Annotated in this window: 22 protein-coding genes; 6 read left to right on the top strand and 16 right to left on the bottom strand. The window is 44.2% G+C overall.

The window, feature by feature from the left end:
• Entirely contained in the window at positions 1 to 1,458 is a 1,458-nt protein-coding gene (locus tag H4K34_RS17705; RefSeq protein WP_210758718.1) for a TrkH family potassium uptake protein, read from the top strand.
• Here H4K34_RS17705 and H4K34_RS17700 read toward each other — a convergent pair.
• The 10 genes from H4K34_RS17700 to H4K34_RS17655 are packed head-to-tail and all read right to left on the bottom strand — an operon-like array spanning position 1,455 to position 10,944.
• Entirely contained in the window at positions 1,455 to 1,880 is a 426-nt protein-coding gene (locus tag H4K34_RS17700) for a DUF6992 family protein (RefSeq protein WP_210758717.1), read from the bottom strand. The genes H4K34_RS17705 and H4K34_RS17700 overlap by 4 nt on opposite strands.
• 1 nt (position 1,881) lies before the next feature.
• A complete protein-coding gene (locus H4K34_RS17695; RefSeq protein ID WP_210758716.1) occupies positions 1,882 to 2,808 on the bottom strand; it encodes a universal stress protein in 927 nt (308 codons plus the stop codon).
• Between the two features lie 2 nt (positions 2,809 to 2,810).
• Entirely contained in the window at positions 2,811 to 3,269 is a 459-nt protein-coding gene (locus H4K34_RS17690; RefSeq protein WP_210758715.1) for a hypothetical protein, read from the bottom strand.
• Positions 3,256 to 5,082 carry a V-type ATP synthase subunit I gene (locus H4K34_RS17685; RefSeq protein ID WP_210758714.1) on the bottom strand — a complete coding sequence of 609 codons (1,827 nt, stop codon included), beginning with the start codon at positions 5,080 to 5,082 and terminating at the stop codon, positions 3,256 to 3,258. The genes H4K34_RS17690 and H4K34_RS17685 overlap by 14 nt, the downstream gene beginning before the upstream one ends.
• The gene (locus tag H4K34_RS17680; RefSeq protein ID WP_210758713.1) at positions 5,072 to 5,668 is read right to left on the bottom strand and encodes a V-type ATP synthase subunit D; all 597 of its coding nucleotides are present in this window, start codon (positions 5,666 to 5,668) and stop codon (positions 5,072 to 5,074) included. Before H4K34_RS17680 ends, H4K34_RS17685 begins: the two co-directional genes overlap by 11 nt.
• Positions 5,665 to 6,993, bottom strand: coding sequence for a V-type ATP synthase subunit B (locus H4K34_RS17675; RefSeq protein ID WP_210758712.1), 1,329 nt, complete (start codon positions 6,991 to 6,993; stop codon positions 5,665 to 5,667). Before H4K34_RS17675 ends, H4K34_RS17680 begins: the two co-directional genes overlap by 4 nt.
• Positions 6,990 to 8,747 carry a V-type ATP synthase subunit A gene (locus H4K34_RS17670; protein ID WP_210758711.1) on the bottom strand — a complete coding sequence of 586 codons (1,758 nt, stop codon included), beginning with the start codon at positions 8,745 to 8,747 and terminating at the stop codon, positions 6,990 to 6,992. Before H4K34_RS17670 ends, H4K34_RS17675 begins: the two co-directional genes overlap by 4 nt.
• Positions 8,740 to 9,567 carry a DUF2764 family protein gene (locus tag H4K34_RS17665; RefSeq protein WP_210758710.1) on the bottom strand — a complete coding sequence of 276 codons (828 nt, stop codon included), beginning with the start codon at positions 9,565 to 9,567 and terminating at the stop codon, positions 8,740 to 8,742. The genes H4K34_RS17670 and H4K34_RS17665 overlap by 8 nt, the downstream gene beginning before the upstream one ends.
• Positions 9,560 to 10,156 carry a hypothetical protein gene (locus H4K34_RS17660; RefSeq protein ID WP_210758709.1) on the bottom strand — a complete coding sequence of 199 codons (597 nt, stop codon included), beginning with the start codon at positions 10,154 to 10,156 and terminating at the stop codon, positions 9,560 to 9,562. Before H4K34_RS17660 ends, H4K34_RS17665 begins: the two co-directional genes overlap by 8 nt.
• Positions 10,153 to 10,944: a universal stress protein gene (locus H4K34_RS17655; protein ID WP_210758708.1), complete on the bottom strand. Its 792-nt coding sequence runs from the start codon at positions 10,942 to 10,944 to the stop codon at positions 10,153 to 10,155. The genes H4K34_RS17660 and H4K34_RS17655 overlap by 4 nt, the downstream gene beginning before the upstream one ends.
• 119 nt (positions 10,945 to 11,063) lie before the next feature.
• On the opposite strand from H4K34_RS17655, the gene H4K34_RS17650 reads away from it, so the two are divergent.
• Positions 11,064 to 12,185: an NAD(P)/FAD-dependent oxidoreductase gene (locus tag H4K34_RS17650; RefSeq protein ID WP_210758707.1), complete on the top strand. Its 1,122-nt coding sequence runs from the start codon at positions 11,064 to 11,066 to the stop codon at positions 12,183 to 12,185.
• Here H4K34_RS17650 and H4K34_RS17645 read toward each other — a convergent pair.
• The 4 genes from H4K34_RS17645 to H4K34_RS17630 are packed head-to-tail and all read right to left on the bottom strand — an operon-like array spanning position 12,171 to position 14,658.
• The gene (locus H4K34_RS17645; RefSeq protein WP_210758706.1) at positions 12,171 to 12,824 is read right to left on the bottom strand and encodes a response regulator; all 654 of its coding nucleotides are present in this window, start codon (positions 12,822 to 12,824) and stop codon (positions 12,171 to 12,173) included. The two genes, H4K34_RS17650 and H4K34_RS17645, sit on opposite strands and share 15 nt — an antisense overlap.
• Positions 12,821 to 13,603, bottom strand: a complete 783-nt coding sequence (locus H4K34_RS17640; RefSeq protein WP_210758705.1) for a sensor histidine kinase — start codon at positions 13,601 to 13,603, stop codon at positions 12,821 to 12,823. Before H4K34_RS17640 ends, H4K34_RS17645 begins: the two co-directional genes overlap by 4 nt.
• Position 13,604: 1 nt before the next feature.
• Entirely contained in the window at positions 13,605 to 14,306 is a 702-nt protein-coding gene (locus tag H4K34_RS17635; RefSeq protein ID WP_210758704.1) for a hypothetical protein, read from the bottom strand.
• 16 nt (positions 14,307 to 14,322) lie between these two features.
• A complete protein-coding gene (locus H4K34_RS17630; RefSeq protein WP_210758703.1) occupies positions 14,323 to 14,658 on the bottom strand; it encodes a hypothetical protein in 336 nt (111 codons plus the stop codon).
• A 150-nt stretch (positions 14,659 to 14,808) separates the two neighbouring features.
• Here H4K34_RS17630 and H4K34_RS17625 point away from each other — a divergent pair, with 150 nt between their 5' ends.
• The 4 genes from H4K34_RS17625 (at position 14,809) to H4K34_RS17610 (ending at position 18,414) form a co-directional block, all read left to right on the top strand.
• Entirely contained in the window at positions 14,809 to 15,192 is a 384-nt protein-coding gene (locus tag H4K34_RS17625) for a hypothetical protein (RefSeq protein WP_210758702.1), read from the top strand.
• A 212-nt stretch (positions 15,193 to 15,404) separates the two neighbouring features.
• On the top strand, positions 15,405 to 16,085 hold the full coding sequence (locus H4K34_RS17620; RefSeq protein ID WP_210758701.1) for an NUDIX hydrolase: 681 nt from the start codon (positions 15,405 to 15,407) through the stop codon (positions 16,083 to 16,085).
• A 111-nt stretch (positions 16,086 to 16,196) separates the two neighbouring features.
• Positions 16,197 to 17,684: a nicotinate phosphoribosyltransferase gene (locus H4K34_RS17615; RefSeq protein WP_210758700.1), complete on the top strand. Its 1,488-nt coding sequence runs from the start codon at positions 16,197 to 16,199 to the stop codon at positions 17,682 to 17,684.
• A complete protein-coding gene (locus tag H4K34_RS17610) occupies positions 17,659 to 18,414 on the top strand; it encodes a ribose-phosphate diphosphokinase (RefSeq protein ID WP_246452153.1) in 756 nt (251 codons plus the stop codon). Before H4K34_RS17615 ends, H4K34_RS17610 begins: the two co-directional genes overlap by 26 nt.
• Here H4K34_RS17610 and H4K34_RS17605 read toward each other — a convergent pair.
• Together H4K34_RS17605 and H4K34_RS17600 are read right to left on the bottom strand one after the other, a co-directional pair.
• Positions 18,411 to 19,721 (bottom strand): amidohydrolase family protein, encoded by a 1,311-nt coding sequence (locus tag H4K34_RS17605; RefSeq protein ID WP_210758699.1) that lies wholly within the window; start codon positions 19,719 to 19,721, stop codon positions 18,411 to 18,413. The genes H4K34_RS17610 and H4K34_RS17605 overlap by 4 nt on opposite strands.
• 10 nt (positions 19,722 to 19,731) lie before the next feature.
• Positions 19,732 to 20,895, bottom strand: a complete 1,164-nt coding sequence (locus H4K34_RS17600) for a hypothetical protein (protein ID WP_210758698.1) — start codon at positions 20,893 to 20,895, stop codon at positions 19,732 to 19,734.
• Between the last annotated feature and the right edge of the window lie 156 nt (positions 20,896 to 21,051).

Raw genomic sequence — 21,051 nt, 5'->3', positions numbered from 1 at the left:
ATGCATCTTTTTAACCCCAGAATGACCTTCGCCTTAATCGGCACCCTCTTAGCTATTGTAGCCGCTATGATGCTGCTTGCGGTAGGAGTTGCCGTGTATTATGGTGAAGATTGGCAAAGTCTTTTACTTTCATCCGGAATCACCCTGGCCGTAGGAGCCTTGCTCTACCTTCCCAATCTCAAGAATTCCAATCGTGATGTTCGTAAGCGCGATGGTTTCCTAATTGTAACCTTGGGTTGGGTAGCCATGTCGATGCTAGGTAGCTTGCCTTTTGCGCTTACTGGGGCGATCGACAATATTGTAGATGCCATTTTCGAAACGGTGAGTGGCTTTACCACTACTGGAGCTACCATTTTAACCGATATTGAAGGTCAGGCTAAATCCATTCTCTTTTGGCGTAGTATGACCCACTGGATTGGTGGTATGGGAATTATCGTTCTTACGGTGGCCATTTTACCGCTTTTAGGGGTGGGAGGCATGCAGCTCTTTATCGCTGAATCCCCCGGTATTACTCCAGATAAATTACATCCGCGTATTACCGGTACCGCAAAGCGCTTATGGTTTATCTATTTCGCATTAACCGCTGCCGAGGCTATTGCCCTGTGGGTGGCGGGTATGGGCTGGTTCGATGCGATTAACCATGCTATGGCGACTATGGCGACCGGTGGTTTCTCGACTAAGAATGCGAGTATTGCGGCTTTTAACTCGCCAGCCATTCATTATATCATCACCATTTTCATGTTTTTAGCCGGGGTAAACTTTACCTTACTTTATTTCGGTTTTAGCGGCCGGATTAAGCAATTACGCCAGAATGAAGAATTCCGGGTATATGCTTGGAATACCCTGATATTTAGTGGGGTAGTGGCCCTGGTTCTGATCATCTTTCAAAGCTATTCCATTGAGGAAGGGATTCGTGGTGGATTCTTTACGGTAATCTCAATTATGACCTCCACTGGTTTCGTTACTGAGAACTATTTGCTTTGGCCTAACTTCCTGATATTCTTAGTCTTCGTGCTCTTCTTCTCTGGTGGTTCTACTGGGAGTACCGCGGGCGGAATCAAAGTGATGCGCCACATTATTATGATTAAGAACTCCTTTCTAGAGCTTAAGCGGCAAATTCACCCTAATGCTATTATTCCCGTACGTTTTAATGATCGTGCGGTACCACAGAATATCACCAATACCGTAGCAGCATTCGTGCTCATTTGGCTTACCGTCTTTTTCGCGGGCTCCTTTGTAATGTCCATGTTTGGCCTCGATTTCATGTCGGCCGTAGGTTCCGTTACCGCTACGCTTGGTAATATTGGTCCGGGCTTAGGTTCGGTTGGACCAGTGGATAATTTCGCCCATATCCCTGCCGGTGGTAAGCTATTCCTGAGTTTCCTGATGTTACTCGGTCGTTTGGAAATGTTTACGGTACTGATTCTCTTTATGCCTTATTTCTGGCAGCGACGCTAATTCAATTGCATCCAGCGAAATAGGCTATCTATTATCAAGAGATAGAGTCCATTAAGGGTTACTCCCAGAGCCAGACCTGTAAGAATCCTTTGCTTTTTAGACTGCCTTTTGCGAGGCCATAGAAGCAGCATCAGGGCGATTATCAAGTAAAGAATATCCAAACCAATATTCCAGTTAAAAACCTGGATTAAATGGTTCTCCAAATTAACGGCTGGATCTAAGGCTTTCGCCTGATGGTGTTGTTCTAAGAGATAATAGATCAGGCTATTAACAAGGGCCCAAGCTAAAAGCATGAGTCCAAATGAGCGTATGATCAATGATTTAGGGACTAAGCACAGAATGCCCAGTCCCCAATCGAAGAGAATTAAGAGCAGAAAAAGTCCTAAATGATATTCAAAAGCGGAAAGCAACGAGGCTTCCATTTTAGTCGAGTAAGCCTTTTAAAGCTTCAAAGAAATCCAGATTCTCTCTTTTCTTTTTCAGGATGAGTAAAGGAACCTTTCGGTTGATGCGAATCATCTCTTTAGCAAAGGATCCCATTAAAACCGCTGCGGAAGCGGTTCTTCCTTTAGAGGCAATTACGATTAAATCACTTCCAAAATGTTCCGCTAAAAAGAGGGCATGATTAGGCGCTTCACCACGATTCTCAATCAATTCACAAGACCAATTTTGAGGTAGCTCTAATTCCTTTTTATAGCGAATCCATTCTTTTTTGGCGGTATCGCGCAAAGCACCTCGTAATTCCCTTTCTGCTTCAGCATTCTTTAAAAAACCGCGAGCAGGGGCATAGAAATGAATACCGCGTACTTCCGCATTGATGCTTTCGGATAATTCTTCGGCGAAATGCATGGCTATCTGTCCATGTTCACTAAAATCAATGGGCAGAAAGATTTCATTCACTTCCAGATGTGCGTGCATGGGCACCAAAAGCACAGAGCAAGGGCCTTGCTCAGCCAGCCTTGCGCCTAAAAGCTGGTGATTGCGATCTTCGGAACGTCGACCCATAATAATAAGGTCAATGTCCTTAATATGACTTTGTCGCAATATTTGCTCAAAAGGGTCGCCTTCGCTTAATATGCTTTGAACCTTATAATCCGCCTTTTCACCAAAAGAGGCATTATAGAGTTCGCGAAGGTATTTTTCCAGTTGCTCTTCCTTGGGAGGTAAGAGATCCTGATACTTTTCCAGTATTTCCTGGGGCAGGGCAAGGTCTTCAGTAACGTGCATCAGGAAAAGACTGTCCACGCGCATATGCGAGAGGAGATAGGCAGAGTAGCGCAGGATTATATCATCCTGCAAACCACCTTCCAGAGCTATCAATACACGACTGAAGGGGGCACGTTTTTTCATGATTATAGGATTCCACGGATCAGGAAGAGGGCCGCAAAGGCAATAATAGCGTAGAGTTCTGGGAATACGGCTAAAATCAGGGTACGACCAAAAACATCATTACCATTGCCAATGGCATCAATGCCACTGGCACAAACCTTACCTTGATAGATACCGGAAAACAAGCCGGCCAATCCCAAGGCAATTCCCCCTCCCAAAATTCCGGCTCCTTGTAAAAGCGTCATTTCCGGGCCTACAAATTCCTGCAGGATAAAGAAACCCGCAAAGCCATATAAACCTTGGGTTCCAGGGAGGGCACTCAATACAATGAAAGAGCCGAAGGCATCCGGACGTTTTTTTACGGCTCCAACTGTGGCCATAGCGCCAGCAGCGGTTCCCATTATACTTCCGGTTCCGGCCAGGGCAATCAAGATTCCAAATCCTACGAATGCCAAAATTAGAGCGAGGTTAGCTGTTTCCATTGTGTGAGTTTTTAAAGGGTTTATGTTTCTTAAAGGCATGGTAGGACTGGCCTCCGCCTTCAAATTGAGCGTTATTGTAAAATTCTACGAAGGTGAGTCGGAGGGGGTGGATAAAGGAGCCCAAAGCAGCCAGTACAAAATTGAGCCCGTGCCCAAATAGTAGAAAGGCTCCGGCACCAATCCAGGTCCACCAATTATCACTCATCATATCGGTTCCAATACGGTTTACCACCAAGCCTAATACGGCGGAGGTTACACCTAAGGCAAAGAGTCGCACGTAAGAGAGTACATCACCTAAAAGGCCGGTGAAAATGAAAAAGAGCGGTAAAATACTGCTGCCCATGCGGACCAGTAAGGCCTGACTTAAATCGTGGAAGAACATGATAAGGGCAATTCCAAATATCAGACTGAAAATCAATAATTGAATTGACCCCGCGCTTAATTGGAGCGTGTCGGCCATAAACAGGGCTACGGAGGAAATCACGATCAATAGCTTCCCCCAAAGGGATAAAGAGGCTTTAAAGCCATCATAATACCAGGCTTTGGCGATGGCGATACCAATACCTATTAATATTTGTAGCACCCCAATTAATAAGGCCACATTAAAAGCATTGAAAAAGAAGGAGCTGTCATCGGGAATAATTACCCAATCGCTTAAACTGCGAATCCAAGCCTGATCTGCATTAGCACTTAGGGCCACCCCAAATAAGCTTCCGCTTTTAATAAAGCCCATTATGGTGGTACTGATGCCCAGGATACCCACCAAGGCGGCCAGGGCTCTTTGTTTTTTCAAAAAGGTGAACCAGCCAATCAGCACGGCTAATGTCATGATGGCACCGTAACCCGCATCTCCCAGACAATAAGCAAAGAGAATAGGGTAAAAAACCGCGATCATCGGAGTGAGGTCAAACTCATAATAATGCGGTAATTGGAAAATCTGGGTGATGGGCTCAAAAAGCCGATTAAAGGCATTGTTCTCCAATTGTACGGGCACATTGTCTTTACGATCAGGAACTTGCAATCTAAAGGCCAGGGGCAGGGAGCTGCAAGTTTGACGAAATTCCGCTTCGGACTTTTCCGGAATCCAGGCCTGTAAATGGGTGAGAGGGGTGGCTTTTAAATTTTGCCAGGTTTCCATACCCGCTTGAAATTCCCAGTTTTCTTTAATGGCAGCTGCTTCGGCTTCTAATTCCTCTTTTGCTTTTAAGAAGCTGACTAAAAGGCTTTGTAAGCGATGCTCTTCCTGATTAAGCTCAACTGCAATAGCTTGAAGTTCATGCGCCCTAAAAGGAGGGAGGCTAAGCGCTTCAAGGTTTAGATCCTCTTTATTTTCTTTAGCGCTAATGCGGCAGAAATAAAGGCTTTCATCCTTTTGTCCGATTAAAAAAGCTTGCGCTTGATATTGGGGCCATTCTCTTTTAGAACATTGGTAGAGCTGAATTTTAAGACCAACAGATTCCAGTTCTTGCCATAAATTAGGGTTGTAATCCTGCCAAATTCCCCAAAATGCCAGTGATTTCGAATAATCTTCTTGGCGATGTTTCCAAAGGCTCCAATCCTTTTTAAATTGCTTCAATTGAGGGATTAAGGGGCCTGTTAATGTTTGAGCTTCAAATTCATGGGCTTCCGCTTCCCGAGCTCCTAACCAATTTTTAAGCTCCAGCCACTCTTTCCAATCCGCATGATTCTGGAGGCTGCTTTCGCTACCAAGCTTTTCAATATGCAGGAGCCCGAGCTTTTGCAGGGCCTCTGTTAATTCCTTTCGCTCTGCCTCCCGAATTAAAAGATCCACTTTTAACATCCTAGCTTTCATTGCGGCTCATTTTACGGTTCTTGGCAATCTTCTTAGCGGCAGTGGCTATGTTTTCCTTGTCTTCCAAAAAGCGTTTCACTTTACGAATACCTTCTTCATATTCAGGTATCTGCACTTTCTCGTAGAGGTTCACCTTTTGGGTAGTTTTCTTCCGTGCCTGTTCCAGACTTTCTAATTCTTTCTGGCGGAATTGCAGTTGGAGCTTTAGTTCAATCAAGTTTTGCAAGGCCTCCAAAGCTGCGGGCATCCAGGCTGGTTCGTAAAGGGGATTGAGTTGTAAGGCCTCGTATTCCACTTTTACCAAGCGTTCTATGCGGGTACCGGCAATATTATGTTCTTCGGTTTGGATGGATTTAACCCTTAATACTGAAGGCAGATCATTCCAAATATTCTCATAGCCTTGCAATCGCTGCCATTCGGCCTGATATTCCTTTTGCAAATGCTTTAATTCCGGTTTGCGATCTGCTATAACCTGGCGTAAGGCTGTTTCCTTGCGCATAAGCACAGGCAGGGCTTTTCGGCGCACTTGCAATTGCTTCCGAAATTCCTGAATAGTCGATTTATTATAGGAGATCGCGCGGTTCATGATTTTGCCTCAGGCCAATATTTGTCGATTAAATTTTGGCGAATGCCTAGTTCATAGTCCTTAAAGAAGCGACTCATCAGGCGCCATCCCCGATCGAGCATTTCTTCGGTCCCGATATTGAGCTGAACATCCAGTAATTCGCGCGTATAGGCCTCTGCAAAGCGCAAGCTTCGCTCATCATATTCATTGAGGTCGAAGCCGTTTTCCTTTTTACTACGCGCTTCTGAGGCATCGGCATACAGCCTTACCAGGGCATTCATCACTTGAGGATGGTCCTCCCGAGTTTTAATGCCTATTACATTTTGCTTTAAGCGGGATAAACTCCGGAAGGGGTCAATAATGGTTAGGCCGGTTTCGGGATCTTTCTTTAAATAAAGCTGTCCTTCAGTGATATAGCCGGTATTATCTGGAATGGCATGGGTAATATCTCCATCATTCAAGGTGGTGACCGCAATAATGGTAATAGAGCCTCCATTTTGAAACTGTACCGCCTTTTCATAAATCCGGGCTAAATCCGAATAGAGGGAGCCAGGCATGGCATCTTTACTAGGAATCTGATCCATTTTATTGGATACAATCGCCAAAGCATCGGCGTAGAGAGTCATATCGGTTAAGAGCACCAAAACTTTCTCTTGCTTTTCATAGGCAAAGTATTCGGCGGCAGTGCATACCAAATCCGGAATCAGCAAGCGTTCCAGGGGTGGATCTTCAGAGGTATTAATGAAGCTCACAATCTTGTCGCCCGCGCCACTGCTGTTAAAGCGCTGTTGAAACATCAGGAAGTCATCATGGGAGATTCCCATACCTCCCAATACAATTCGATCGGAATCAGCTCGCATGGCAACCTCGGCCAAAATGCGATTATAAGGCTGATCAGGATCGGCGAAGAAGGGAATCTTTTGACCGGTAACCAGGGTATTATTGAGGTCAATGCCCGCAATACCAGTGGCTAATAATTCGGAGGGCAATTGCCTGCGTACCGGATTTACGGTGGCTCCTTTTACATCTCGTTCTTCACCTTGCACCTTATCTTTACCATCAAGTGGTACTCCAAATGCGTTAAAGTAACGACCAGCTAATAAAGGACTTAGATGTATATTCGGAGCGCTTCCTGAAAAGACTACCTGAGCATTGGTACCCAGACCTTCGGTGCCGGAAAAGACTTGCAAACTCACTTCTTTACCATCCACTTTAATTACCTGAGCGGTACGTCCGTCTACCCAAGCGAGCTCATCGTATTGAACGCCATCGGCATCCAGGGTAATGGTAGCTTTGGTTAGGGCCTTAATCCGGCTATATATGGGTTGAAAAGCCTTGGCAATCATGCTTCTGTGCTTTGAAGGTTAAAAAGGGCTTCGAGCTCGGTATTGAATTTTTGGAAGTCATCCGACTCAAAGTCGCTGTAATTCATCTGTTTAAAGAGGTTGATCACCTTCTTATAAAAGGCACTCACCGCGCTAAAATCCTCAAATTCTTGAGGCTTGTCGCAGATATCCAATACTCTATTTAACATAAAGGACTGGCGTTCCAGACTCGAATTCATATCCGTATCATCAAAGGAATCCTGCTGGATAAAAGCGAAATCAATCAATTCACTTTTCCAGAAATCACGATGATAATCCAAGGGCACCGAATCATCCCCTAAAATGGAAATCTGATCTCGAGCCTCAATCCCTTTGGATAATAGGTTTTTAGCCCGATTTACTTTCTCAATCCAATCGCTCTCAATGTTTTTAGCGGCAAAGGCCTGAAACTCTTCATAATCCAAATAACGGCTGTAGGATTGCAAGGGATCAATGGCGGGATAGCGCTTGGCATCCGCACGTTTTTGAGAAAGGGCATAAAAGCAACGCGCTACTTTGGAGGTAGATTCCGTTACCGGTTCTTTAAAGTTACCACCAGCGGGGGATACCGTACCCAGGAAGGTTACAGAGCCCTTAGTGCCATTGCGCATTTCCACCTTTCCGGCCCGACCGTAGAAATTGGCAATTACTGCTGGCAACTCTACCGGGAAGGCATCCGTACCTGGTAATTCTTCCATACGGTTACTCATCTCCCTTAGGGCCTGTGCCCAGCGAGATGTACTATCTGCCAAAAGCAGCACCTTATGGCCCATACTGCGGTAGTATTCAGCCATGGTCATGCCTACATAAACCGAGGCTTCCCGCGCGGCAACCGGCATATTGGAGGTATTACAAACAATGGTGGTTTTGTCTTTCAATTTCCGTCCAGTGGCCAGGTCTTCCAATTCCGGAAAACTGTGAAAGATTTCTACTACCTCATTAGCCCGTTCGCCACAAGCTACCAGAATTACCACTTCCGCGCGATTGTTCTTGGCAATGGCCTGCTGCAATACCGTTTTTCCAGTACCAAAAGCACCGGGGATATAGGCAGTACCGCCTTCAGCAATGGGGTTGAGGCTATCGATTACCCTTAATCCCGTACGGAAAATTTCGGCGGGTCTTTCCTTACGCAGATAGTTCTTTATCGGCCATTTTACCGGCCATTTCTGCACCATGCTCAGTTCACGACTTTCGCCTTTATCATTCTTAACCTTGGCCACGATATGTTTCAGAGGGTAGGTTCCGGCCGGAGCGATTTCAATTATTTCCCATTTACCCTCGAATTTGAAGGGCAACATTATGGCATGCTTCAAAGCATTCTCGGGCACCTCGCCAAAGGCGTCTCCTGCTTCTAAAACGGCGCCCGGTTCTACTAATGGGGTGAATTCATATTCTTCATCCAGATCCAAGGCAGGAGTGCGTTGACCGGCTTGTATAAAGCTGCCGGGCATGGCTTCCAGATCGTTTTGCAATCCATCGAAGTTCTTGCTAAGCAGACCAGGCCCTAAACTCACTTCCAGTAATTCGCCGCTAAAACGCACCGGATCACCAGCTTTTAAACCAGAGCCCGCTTCAAATAGCTGGGCAAAGGCAATATTGCCATTAATCTTAATAACTTCGGCCATCAGCTCTTCGCCTGCTTTTAAAACGTAGCAAATCTCATTTTGCCGAATCGGGCCATCCACTTCCACTTGCAGGAGATTGCTCAGAATGGCGGTGATTTTTCCCTTAGTCATGCTGCGATATATTTTGCAGAGCCTCATCTACCAATGCTTGTAAACGAGCCTCTTTGCGATTTTCACTCAGTTGTTCTCTGCGGTATAAAAGGAAAAGCTTAGCGCAGTAATTCAATAAAGCGGTCAGGTCGAAATAATGAGCCTTGCTTAATTCATCGGCCTTAGCCCATAATACCTGATGTACCGCCAGGCTAATGGTTTTGGGTTCTTTGCTATCCAAGGCTTTGAGGAGCTTATCCAACCAGGGGTTTTCCAATAGCAGAGCCGAATTAATTTGAACGGGGTTTTTATGCAAACCCTGACTAATCTCTCGATTGAGCCATTGTACTTCAGAATCGAGAAAGGCATAGCGACTCTGATGATAAGTTGCCATAAAGGCGCGCATCTCTTTCTCAAAAAGGAAATAATCGCGAATAAAGCTCGGAGGCAAGGCTTCAATCGCATCGAAAAAGAGTTTATGAACTTCGGTTTCAATACGGTTGGCTGACCAATGGCCCATGCTTTCTTGGTTTTCCCGATACCATTCTTGTAAGAAGCTGGGTAGTACTTCGGGCTCCAAGCGGAGATTCTTCAATTTCTCCTGGTCTAAAGAATAAGGTTTACGCAGGGGACGATGGAGGAGATGCCCATATTCAAATTGCCAGAACTCAATCAGATTATAGAGGTCATTGCGACGGAAAAACCAAGCCAGGCTTTCGCGGTCTTCATCCTGAATTTGCCTAAGTATCAATTCAATGGCCTCTTCCAGTGCTTCTTCCGAAGGTCGTTTTTCCAGATCTAGGTCTGGCATCGAGCTGAGTATGTAGTAGTACTCAGTCATTTTGCAGGATTAAGTCTCGGAGTTCCTGATTAAAGTATTCATCCAGGAGGGCTTTAAAGGCTTCAGCGTCAATTCTGAACTCCAATCCCGCCTCACTGCTTTGTAGGCTCAGTCGAGCATTCTCCCGAATTTCAAACTGCCAATCCGGTAATTTCTTTTGCAGTTGAGCCAGGCTTTCTGCTTGCCAATCTTTGGGCCATTGTAATTGATAGGATTTGGGATCAAATTGCTCCAATAGCTTGAGGAGCAGCTTTTCGATGAATTCCTGATCTTCAAAAGCCTTATCGGTAGGGCCTTCCAGAACTTCGGCCTTTAAGAAACCTTCCAAATTCCTTTGCAGTTTTTCCCGCAAATGCAAGGATTCTTGTTTCAATTCTTGGAGTCGGCGTTCCTTGTACAAATCAGCCTGACGTTCCGCTTCCTTCTGATATTGTTCGGCTTTGGTCCGGGCATCGTTTAATAGGGCTTCGCGTTCTTTGGCGGCTTCCGCCTGAAGCGACTCAATTTCGGATTGGGCATCGCTAATCAGTTTTTGGTATAAATCCTGACTGAGTTTCTCGAGATTGTCGAAGGCAGTGCTGTTCATCATTTCAGAATTAAAAGTGGTACCGGACTATCTAATATCATTTTGCGAGACAAGCTTTCGTGGAATATGGACTCCAGAAAATGGTAGTCACGCGGCATAATGGCAATTAAGGAGGCCCGGTGGGCTTTAGCGTATTTGATTAATCCTTCACCCACTTCATTTTCAAAATGATAACTAAAGCGGTGAGGGAAGTCCTGCAAGCGGTATTTCAATTGCTTGCGGTGCATTTTTTCTTTGCGACTGAGTTGTTCTTCCTTCCGGTTTACGGTAAGGACGTCAATTTCCGTTTTCATGTGATCCGCCAATTGCAAAAGGGGACTGAGGCGATGATCGCAGCTCAATTCTTCATAGTCTACAGCCAGAACAATGCGATTAACCTCGGTAAGAGCAGCGCCTTTGGGAAGCACGATAATGGGTACGATGGCATCTCGCACTACCGCTTCGGTTTTACTGCCCCAGAGTCGGTCCAGACCTTTAGCGCCTTTGGTGGCCATTATAACCAAGTCGCATTCTACCTTATCGGATTCCTGTAAGATCAGTTCTTTGGAGATGGCAAAGTCCCAGCGGCATTCGTATTGTAAGCCTGTCAAGCCAGGACATGCGCTCACAAAATGATCAAAGGCTTCTTGGGTGGCTACTTTATCTGCAGCCAAAGATTTTCGCTTACGCTGAGCAGCATGTAATAGGACTAATCGATTATTTCCTTGCTTTAAGAAGGGAATTAAAGCGTTCAAGGTATCGATGCTGAGTTCAGAGAAGTCAGTGGGATAGATGATTTGCAGGTTTTTCACGGTGCAGGGCTTAAATTCTATACGATATTACAAGAGAATGGCCGGGAATGGTATGACAAATGTCAGCTAGCGATAAATCTTACATAAGCTTAACTTCGTGGCCATCGAATGGTTTAGAAATGCAGAAAACCTGGTCCTTTTGGGAACGTCAATTTTATCCGCAACACTGGGATCTCATTGTGGTGGGTGGCGGCTTTTGTGGTCTTTCAATGGCTTATCATTTTCAAAAGCAGAATCCGCTTAAGAAGGTTTTGCTTTTAGAGCGAGATGTTTTGGCCGAAGGTGCCAGTTCTAAAAATGCGGGCTTTGCTTGCTATGGCACAGTGGGCGAATACCTATCCGATGTGAAACTGATGGGCGCAGAGGCAGCGCTGCAATTAATAGAGCGTCGCATTCATGGCTTGAACTTTTTAAAAGCGCTGGTGGGAGCGTCTCAAATAGACTGGCAGCAATTAGGAGGAACTGAGCTGTTTTTTCAAGATCAAAGGGAGGAATGGGAAGCGGCACAAACGCATATAGAGGCTTTAAATAAAACTTTCGGTAAATACACTCAAGATGCATTATATCAAACAGATAGCGAAACATTAAATAGAGGAATACTAGGCTCTATTTACAGTCCTTTGGAAGCGCAATTAGATCCTGTTAAGGCTTTAGTGCAATTACGAAAATTGGTTACTGAAACTGGGGTTCGCATCTTAAATGCTATCGAAGTTCAAGCGGTTGAATCTAATGCTGGAGCTTGGCAACTGGAAACCAATCAAGGGATTTGGCAAGCTACGCAAGTCGTTTTTGCCACTAATGCCTTTGGCCTGCCTGGCTATAATTTGGATTTGAAACCGGCCCGCAATCAAGTGCTGGTCACCCAGCCTTTTGATCATGGTTTAAAGCCCGGGAATTACCACGCCCGCAAGGGTTATATCTATTTCCGAACCATCGGAGATCGCTTATTAATAGGTGGGGCGAGGCATTTAGCTTTGGAAGCTGAGACCACTTCCCAAATGGGCTTAACCACTACAATTCAAGACTATTTACAGCAATTCCTAACTAATGACTTGGCAATGGGCGATCAATGGAAAATTGAAAGCCAATGGTCAGGCATCATTGCCACTGGTAATTCTAAAGAACCGCTGATGCAGTCTTTAGAACCTGGTTTATGGTACTGTGGACGATTTGGCGGCATGGGCGTAGCTCTGAGTACCCAATTTGCCGCCGAAGCAGTTAAGGTCTTAGAGGGAAATTAAATCATTCTTCACCGCAAACATCGCTAAGCCAACGCGAGAGCGTACTTCCAGCTTTTCGAAGAGCTTGGCGCGATAGCCATCTATGGTTTTCTCGCTTAAGCACATTTGATCGGCAATTTCCTTATAGGTTAGTTCCGAACAGGCCAATTCCAAAAAGCGCATTTCCTGATCACTAAGCTTAGCCCCTTGATCTTTTTCCGGAAAACGAATGGCATGCACTAATTTGCCAGTGAGATTATCGGTATAGTGGAAGCCATTTTGATACACGGAACGAATAGCAGCCTGCAATTCCTCAGGTTCTACGTCCTTATTCAAATAGCCATTCACTCCGGCTTTAAGCATGCGGATTAAGGAATTCTCATCATCCTTTATGGTCAACATTAAAATCCCTAAACCCGGATAATCTTTTTTCAGGGCTTTAGTGGTTTCATGGCCATCCATAATGGGCATATCATAATCCAAAACCACTAAGTCCGGCAGGGGATTAGCAGCCAATTGAGCTAAAAACTCCTTGCCATTTGCCGCTTCCATAACCACCTTAAACTTGGAATCTACCTGATGAATCAAGGTTACCAGACCCTTACGAAAAAGGCTATGGTCGTCTACTACGGCAATTTTAATGGTACTGTTGCTGCTCATATTTCTTTCTTTAGTTGGATGCTTACACGGGTGCCTTGATTGGCTGCGCTTTGGAAATCGTAGCTGGCGCCGATCATTTCGCAGCGCTCCTTAAGGTTTATTAATCCATTACCGCTTAATCCTCTTTCGGGATCGGCCAGTTTTTCCGGAGGAATCCCCACACCATTATCCTTTGCCACTAGGCGAATCTGCGGACCTTCACCTTCCAGCAATATGCTAAAGGTATCAGCCTGAGCATGTTTAAGGGTGTTATTCAGCAGTTCCTGGAACATACGGTAAAGGAAAATAGCGGAGTTTGCCGGCAGATTTTGATTTTCATAGCGATTATCAAAGATAATTTTTAGGGCGCCCGAGCGACGTACACGATCCAAATCCGACTCAATCATTTTCACCAGACCTTGCTTGGCCAAGGTTTCATTGGAAAGGGAAGAGGAGAGGGCACGGATATCAGCAATTAGGTTCTTCAGTAAGTCCTTAGACTCGTCGATATGCTGTTGATCCTTCTCATCCAGGTTTTTGGAAAGAAGGTTCAGGTTGATCTTGATTAGGGAAGCGATCTGCCCCAGATTATCGTGGAGGTCGCGCGAAATGTTTTTCAAGGTTTGCTCACGAATCTCTACTTCGGTTTGCAAGAGCGCTTGATGCATGGCTTGCCTTTCGAGCTGGAATTTTAACTGAGAGCGCCGGTACAAGACAACCACAATAATCACAAAGGCAATTAGAAGTAAAGCTCCTAAGGTGCCTAAAATCATGAATATCTCCACATTATTATTGGTCATGCTAATGGTTTTTCTCTTTGGCGTTTAGGCTTATACTCACTAAATAAGAGCCATACATGATAACATTTAGAACCCTAATTGCATTAGGCACCCAAATAGGTAAGGGAGCATTTTTATCTACAATCCACTGATATAAGCCAAATATCAAGAAAGTTCCGGCATAGAAAAACAAATTACCGGTTGCAAACCAAAATGAACCTAGCTGAAAAAGGGACTTCTCAGAGGGACTTAAGATGATTCGATAATAAAGATAGAGTGATCCGAAGATCATTAAGATACTCAGTAAACTGATGTTGGTTGAAGGGAAACCAAATTTCCCATTATAGCTCACTGCACTAATCCCAGCAGAAATCAAGGCAAATAGAACTCCTAAATAGATAAACCAATTTCCACGGGTACGGAGATTAGACAGGAAGTAACTAAAAATCAAACCATAGCCTATCCCTTGAATTGGTAATAGGTTATGATAAAAGGGGTGATTGCTATGTCCTAAAAGCACGGCTAGTTTCGCTGATACTTCAGAGACAAAAACCAGAGTACATAAGTAAGTAAGGTATTGATTCGCTTTATTAAGTGATTTAATATTAATCCATCCCACAATGACTACTGCGAGTACAATAAAAATGTAAAAAAGGTATCCCGGATGAATGACCATAGCCATTGTTCCAGGATACCAGGGGGGGAAGGAAGTATTATAAATCATTAATTAATTCAAATGATTATAAGTGGGCGTCCAAATCAGCACAAGTCAATGGGCAAGGATCACAATAATCATAAGAAGGATCGATTACCATTTTATCATTCTCATCTACTCCGCAAAGCACGATGCGAAAACTCTGTTGACCATCTGCTTCATTTTTCAAACCAAAAATCATAAAGAGCTTGGTGATATTGTGATCAGGATTCTCCATCATGTTCATCACATGCTCCTTATCAACCATTAAACCCTTGAGTTTACCACCTGTAGCGGTAGGAAGAACTAGATTGTCATCGTTTTGATAGTTGAGAATCATTTCTGCCGCTTCAGCAGTCCAATTTGTGATTTTCTTTGACATCGACTTATTGTTTAGGGATTGTTATTACGAGAGTAAAAGTAAAGGCCATCCTGTAAAACACAAGGCCTCGATGGCGAATCGGAGGATTATCCTTTTTGGGACGGGGGATTTTCCCTCAAGATACAGGCTTTCTCCTCTTGAATAGCCATTATGCACTATGCACTTTTGAATCGTCGAAACATTAGTGCTTTAACAATGGAAACCCTTACTCAAGTTTTACATCAAGTTGAAGAGGTAAATAGTGTGAAACTGCACTTTAAAGAATTGCCTCAACGTGAGCTCCGCATTTCTGCGGTAGGGCAGTGTACTGCTGAAGGATGGGTGCCTCCCAAATTAAAGCTCCGTACTTATGATTTCCCTCCCATAGACGGGACTTACGATTTCGACTTTATCGCGCAAGCGCCAAAAGCTCTAACCCCAGGCTTGGTAGAAGCGGTAATTGCCGTTTACAAATGGAGCAATTATCCCGAAAATCTACGTGGGATCCGAATTCATGGATCCGAGAACAGCCTGCTTAAAATGATACAATTATGAATACCATGGAGAAGATTAAACAGCTCGATCCGCGTACCCTTAAGAATGTGAAATACGTTGTTTTTATTGGTTTAGCCTTAGTCTGGTTGGTGCTTCCCTGGATACTGAATTAAAGCTGTGTACTCGGATTGTTGTTTCGATTAGCCACCTGTGCAAACGGGTGGCTTTTCTTTTTTTATTCAGCAAAGCAGTATTCCCTAATTTTGGATTCCATGGAAAAAGCAGGTATTTCTTTAAGTGTCGATGCAGTTGTCTTCGGATATCAGCCTGAACAAGGCCTGTCGATTTTATTAATTCGCCGTAAGTATGAGCCCTTTAAAGGCGGTTGGGCCCTTCCCGGAGGTTTTGTTTTAGAGGGCGAGTCTTTGGAAGAGGCGGTGTCTCGGGAGCTTAAAGAAGAAACCGGAGTTCAACTAAATTACCTGGAACAGCTTTACACCTTTGGCGATCCAAAGCGTGACCCTAGGCGACATATTGTAAGCGTCGCCTATTTTGGATTGGTGCGCCCAGATCATTTTGAAATTAAAGCAGATACAGATGCCGAGGATAGTCAATGGTTCCAATTAGACGAGCTACCTAAATTGGCTTTCGATCACCTCAAGATTCTCGAATACGCTAGAGAACGCTTAAGAGCAAAAATCAGCTATGAGCCTATTGGTTTCGAATTATTGGAACCCAAATTTTTATTTGGAGACCTCGAAAACCTATATATGTCCATTTTAGGTAGATCTATAGATCGTAGAAATTTCAGAAAGAAAATGCTGGCCTTCGGAATCTTGGATGAATTGGATCAAAAGGTGAAAAATGGACCGGGAAGACCAGCAAGCTTGTTTCAATTTAATCAAGAGAAGTACTTCCAGCATCAAAGGGATGGCTTTCATTTTGAAATTTAAATCCCTGATAGTTAAACGCTAGCATCTAGTTTGCGTAAATAGGACGCAAAATATTTGGCGCTCTGATTAGTTTGAATGTAGATTTGCGTAACAATAACGCAAATTACTGCTATGAACAGCTTACTTCTCACCGACGGATATAAAACAGGGCATCATCAGCAATATCCCCAAGGCACTCAAGAAGTTTATTCGAACTGGACCGCCCGCAGTCTCAAGTATGCTCCAGCCGGAATTCATAAGGTGCTTTCATTTGGGCAATCCTATGCCGTTCAATTTATCCACGATCATTTTCAAAAGGAGTTCTTTAGTCAAGATAAGCAGCGCGTTTGCCAGGAAATGAAAGAGGAGCTTTCTCTATATCTCAATCAAGAATACGATGTAAGCCATTTTGAAGCCCTACACGATCTAGGCTATTTACCTATCAGAGTGAAGGCCATTGCCGAAGGAGAGGAGGTAGAAGCCCGAATTCCACTGCTCACTTTAGTGAATACCAAAGCCGAATTTTATTGGATTACAAATTATTTGGAAACCTTATTCTCTTCTCTATTGTGGCAATGCATGACCTCTGCTAGCATTGCTCTTCTATATCGTCGCATATTACATAATTGGGCCTTAAAAACCGATCCCGATAATCTGGCCATAGTTGATTTTCAGGCCCATGATTTCTCCATGCGAGGAATGGGAGGGATAGGTGCAGCTATTGCCTCTGGTATGGGCCATGCAGCCGTTTTCAAAGGCTCCGATTCACTACCGGTTATTGCTTCATTGCGTAGATTTTATGATGCGAAGGGCTTTGTTCTAGGCTCTGTAAATGCCACCGAGCACTCCGTTATGTGTGCCGGTCAAAAGGAAGATGAGCTTTTAACCTTTTCCCGACTCTTAAAGACTTATCCCCAGGGAATATTATCCGTAGTAAGCGATACCTGGGATTTATGGAATGTGCTGGAAAATATTTTACCTCAATTAAAAGATCAAATTCTAAATCGTGAGGGGAAATTGGTAATTCGTCCTGATAGCGGTCATCCTGCAGATATCCTTTGTGGTAGCTCCAAGGAACTTTCCAATGGTAGCGCACAGGAAAAAGGAGTGGTTGAATTGCTTTGGGACTGTTTTGGAGGGCAGATTAACTCCCAAGGCTATAAAGTGTTGGATGCTCATATTGGGACTATATATGGTGATAGTATCACGCCAGAAATGGCCGAAGAAATTTGCCAAAGACTAGCGAATAAGGGCTTTGCTAGCACCAATGTTGTTTTGGGAATTGGTTCTTATACCTATCAATACAAAACCCGCGACACCTTTGGCTTTGCGATGAAAGCCACCTCAGTGGTGATTAAGGGAAAAAGACAAAGCATTTTTAAAGATCCCATTACCGATAATGGCATTAAAAAATCAGCTTGTGGCTTGGTAAAAGTGACCAAGAGTCAGAATTCCTTCCATTTGGAAGAGGAGGTTACGGAGCAGAAGGAAAAAGAAGGCGCTCTCAAGCTTATTTATGAAAATGGAAAACTGGTTCAGAAGGTAAATTTGGCGGATATTCGAAATCGAATTAATCAAATCATCAAGCAAGATTATGTACCAGTTGAAGGACTTCTCTGATGGCCAGTGTAGTGCTGAAATTATTGATAAGGCAGATCTTACAGTTCGTATTCGCGGCAATAGCTATAGCGATCTCTTTAAGGCCGCCAGTATTAAGGAGGCTTGGGATTACAGCCAAAGGGATCAAGCACCTCGAAATTCGACCTTGGAAATCTTGTGTTTGATAAGTCAACGTTCCGATCGTCGCTTTGCTCCCAATGAATCTTTCGATTTAAAGATTGTGAGCGACTTTATTAATCGGATGCATTTTTCCAAAGTGCGAATTTTTCATCCCCATAGCGCGGTGAGCCTGGCTTTGATAAATAATAGTGAAACCATCGATCATTTACCCTATGTAGCAAAGGCATACCTGGATAGCGGCCGGCCGCTTTTAATCAGTCCGGATGCAGGTGCCTATAAAGAACTACATAGAATTGCTCAGCAGCTTCAGGCAGATTTGCTACCTGCCAATAAGGTGCGTGTAAATGGTCAACCCGAAATTTTGCTGCAAGGGGAGCTGCTAAATCGCAATTGCTTAATTGTAGATGACATTGCCGACGGAGGCCGAACTTTTATGGCTTTAGCCGAAAAACTGAAATCCTTGGGTGCTCCCAAAGTTTTCCTCTACGTAAGCCATGCGATGTTTCATCATGGTTTAGATGCCATAAAGCCCCATATTGATGGGATTTATTGCACGAATAGCTACCGTGATTGGGATGATCCTTTAATTAAGCAGTATGCTATGATTTAAACTGAGAATAGGTAACGCTCACAATTATCCCGACTCATCACCGTCATCCATTCCGATAAATGGTTCTGGGCCTTTTGGTATAATTCAGATTCGCGGGCTTCACGCTCGGTCATATAGAAATCAGTACCAAAGAGTACTCTTTCACTTAAAGACTTGCCCTCCTGATCCGCGCTTTGCAGCCAGTTTCGAATTTCGTTGCGGACCGTTTCCTTATCGAGCTTGGCCAGGGTGTAGGAGATGTCGGTATATAGATTTGGGAAGGTCAGCATGAGCTCCTTTACCAGGCTGGCCCAATTATAACCATCCACATTGATGATCTCGTTTTCGTTCGGTTTCTCAGGGTTCATCAACACAATTTGATCATCGCCTCCCATATGGGCCAGGCAGATTTTAAGCTTGGGATATTTCAGCATCACCGGAATATAGTTTTGGGGATGCCCAAAGAGATCGCAGGCCAAATCATTATCGCCATAGTCATTGTTCTTAATCCAGGAGGGATTCTGACTGTAATAGCGTTCTATTCGAGCGTGAATCTCGGATTTGGCTTTAATGAATTCGGGAGAGGCCGAATTTTCAGGCTGAATCATATCCACTTCATGTGGAATCAAACTTTCAATCGAGGGGCCGATATATTGGGTTCCTACTCGGGTACAATGTGTCATGATCGGAATTCCCTCTTTTTCGGCATAAGCATACATTTCGTCCAAACGGGGATCGAAAGGGAAGAAGCCCAGGGCAGGATACATCTTGATACCTGCGAAATAGGGGCGTACCATACCTGTTTCCGGACTGCGCATTCCATTCTCGAAAAACTTCTTCATCCAGTTTACCATTAATTGGCCGGCATGTCCACGTGGATCTACACAAACAAAGGGAAAGAATTGATCAGGATAGTATTTCTTGATCTGCTTCAATTCCTTCAATTGGGTATTGAAATTCTTGGGTGGACGACCCTTATCATCCAAATAATCCATGTCCAAACTCAGGCCGATTAATCGACATTGGGGATCGTATTTCTGCGCTACTAAAAGGGCATCACGGTAAATGTCCAATTGGCGATTGGTAGTACCTACTTCCAGAAAGGAGATGTACTTATCTATCCTGCTGTAATCTTCACCTTTTTTCTTTGTGCCCCATTTCGCAAGCTGACGGATAAGGCCCCGGGTAATGCGCTTATCAATAAGGATTTTAAAGGTCTTAGGATGCTTACGCAATAAATTAGATTTAATGATGCGCAAGAAATTCTCGGGGGCACATTCGGTATTAAAAACGTGAATGTGAATATTGGTAAATGGAGCTCTAGCCATGATAATCGATTTAAGCGTTGGTATTTTCTGCAGGTTTTTTGCCGGCACGGCGAATATTGATCAGGCGCACTAATACTTCGAACCAGAAGGGGGCACCGAAACTGAGCATATAGCCGGTAATGATAAGTCCCAGCAGGTATTTGATCACGGTCCAAAAATTGGGCTGCTGGTTGCGCTGGTATTGAAAATCATCTTCCAGGGCCTTTTGAGCCTTAGCGTCCAATTTGGGCTTTTCGAATCCAAACCAGCTGAGGGGAGCACTTTGCAGGGACCAGCCCATGGGAACTTTTTGATCTTCCAGATAATGCAATACCTGCTGTGATTCTTTAAATCGCTCTTTGCCTACCGAATCCAAACGAGCTTCAATAGCCGCTACTACTTGATTGCTTTGGACAGCATTGGAATCCTTAGACTCATTTAAGAGGCTGAGGAAATGCTGATAATCGCCTTCTGCGAAAGCACCTTTAGCCTCCAGGGCCATGGCTTGTTTTTCGAGATTAGTGCGCAGCTCTGAATCACTACTGAGGCTTTTTACTAAGTGCAGACTGTCGACATTTAATCCGATAGCCACCACAAAACCGAAGAAAACGAATTTGCTTTTCTGCTTGGTTTTGTACCAGCCGGTAACTCGGTCCATATAGGCATTATACCATTCTTGCAGCAGGGACTTGAGTTTAGGATAATCGCTTGTCGACTTTAACTGAAAGGAATGGAGTAGCTCTTTGAGCGGACTGTGTTTCATTTCTGCCACTCCCAGCTGAAAGCGCAAAAGCGGATCATCAATAGGAGTGGGGGTCTGGTCAGAAGCTTCGAAGGCAAGTTTCTTTAGGTCTGGATCTTTATTGCGATCAATGATCAGATCATCTTCCGCTTGTTGTCCGATTAAATCAATGAGAGCCTCGGCAAACATGCTGCTACTTATATACTGCGGAGGCCTTTGATTTTTACGGTTTTGCATCCCGCCAATCATGGGATGATTGTAGAGTAGGAGACCATATTGGGCATTCAGAGGATCGTCGAGCATCTGATTGATGGCTTCGCGCAAAAGCTTGCCTCTTTCTTTCACATAATGGTTTCGCCATTCCACCAGAATGGAAACCAGAACGCTTAATAAAACATAGATAAAGCCCAAGGCAATGAGGACACTAAGCAAGGAGGAGGAAAGAAATTCCATAGCCTTTTGAATTGGTTAAACGAATTGCAAATCAGGCATTTAATATCGGCTTTAATTCAATGAAGAATTGATGAGAAATCAGAATCAGGGAATATCCAGAAGGGGATATAGGGATTTTCCTCTACCTTATAAAGCCATAGAATTCACTAATTTGCT

Source organism: Croceimicrobium hydrocarbonivorans (assembly GCF_014524565.1).
GTDB lineage: Bacteria > Bacteroidota > Bacteroidia > Flavobacteriales > Schleiferiaceae > Croceimicrobium > Croceimicrobium hydrocarbonivorans.
Note: the sequence above shows the minus strand (reverse complement) of the source record. Positions and strands in the feature narration are given on the sequence as shown.

Bases quoted from the DNA above. Each gene is read 5' to 3' on its own strand.
- H4K34_RS17670 (WP_210758711.1), bottom strand. From the start codon at position 8,747: ATGACTAAGGGAAAAATCACCGCCATTCTGAGCAATCTCCTGCAAGTG.
- H4K34_RS17665 (WP_210758710.1), bottom strand. From the start codon at position 9,567: ATGACTGAGTACTACTACATACTCAGCTCGATGCCAGACCTAGATCTG.
- H4K34_RS17615 (WP_210758700.1), top strand. From the start codon at position 16,197: ATGAACAGCTTACTTCTCACCGACGGATATAAAACAGGGCATCATCAG.
- H4K34_RS17610 (WP_246452153.1), top strand. From the start codon at position 17,659: ATGTACCAGTTGAAGGACTTCTCTGATGGCCAGTGTAGTGCTGAAATT.
- H4K34_RS17685 (WP_210758714.1), bottom strand. From the start codon at position 5,082: ATGAAAGCTAGGATGTTAAAAGTGGATCTTTTAATTCGGGAGGCAGAG.
- H4K34_RS17635 (WP_210758704.1), bottom strand. From the start codon at position 14,306: ATGATTTATAATACTTCCTTCCCCCCCTGGTATCCTGGAACAATGGCT.
- H4K34_RS17620 (WP_210758701.1), top strand. From the start codon at position 15,405: ATGGAAAAAGCAGGTATTTCTTTAAGTGTCGATGCAGTTGTCTTCGGA.
- H4K34_RS17690 (WP_210758715.1), bottom strand. From the start codon at position 3,269: ATGGAAACAGCTAACCTCGCTCTAATTTTGGCATTCGTAGGATTTGGA.
- H4K34_RS17645 (WP_210758706.1), bottom strand. From the start codon at position 12,824: ATGAGCAGCAACAGTACCATTAAAATTGCCGTAGTAGACGACCATAGC.
- H4K34_RS17600 (WP_210758698.1), bottom strand. From the start codon at position 20,895: ATGGAATTTCTTTCCTCCTCCTTGCTTAGTGTCCTCATTGCCTTGGGC.
- H4K34_RS17605 (WP_210758699.1), bottom strand. From the start codon at position 19,721: ATGGCTAGAGCTCCATTTACCAATATTCACATTCACGTTTTTAATACC.
- H4K34_RS17650 (WP_210758707.1), top strand. From the start codon at position 11,064: ATGCAGAAAACCTGGTCCTTTTGGGAACGTCAATTTTATCCGCAACAC.
- H4K34_RS17705 (WP_210758718.1), top strand. From the start codon at position 1: ATGCATCTTTTTAACCCCAGAATGACCTTCGCCTTAATCGGCACCCTC.
- H4K34_RS17640 (WP_210758705.1), bottom strand. From the start codon at position 13,603: ATGACCAATAATAATGTGGAGATATTCATGATTTTAGGCACCTTAGGA.
- H4K34_RS17680 (WP_210758713.1), bottom strand. From the start codon at position 5,668: ATGAACCGCGCGATCTCCTATAATAAATCGACTATTCAGGAATTTCGG.
- H4K34_RS17700 (WP_210758717.1), bottom strand. From the start codon at position 1,880: ATGGAAGCCTCGTTGCTTTCCGCTTTTGAATATCATTTAGGACTTTTT.
- H4K34_RS17625 (WP_210758702.1), top strand. From the start codon at position 14,809: ATGCACTATGCACTTTTGAATCGTCGAAACATTAGTGCTTTAACAATG.
- H4K34_RS17695 (WP_210758716.1), bottom strand. From the start codon at position 2,808: ATGAAAAAACGTGCCCCCTTCAGTCGTGTATTGATAGCTCTGGAAGGT.
- H4K34_RS17630 (WP_210758703.1), bottom strand. From the start codon at position 14,658: ATGTCAAAGAAAATCACAAATTGGACTGCTGAAGCGGCAGAAATGATT.
- H4K34_RS17660 (WP_210758709.1), bottom strand. From the start codon at position 10,156: ATGATGAACAGCACTGCCTTCGACAATCTCGAGAAACTCAGTCAGGAT.
- H4K34_RS17675 (WP_210758712.1), bottom strand. From the start codon at position 6,993: ATGATTGCCAAGGCTTTTCAACCCATATATAGCCGGATTAAGGCCCTA.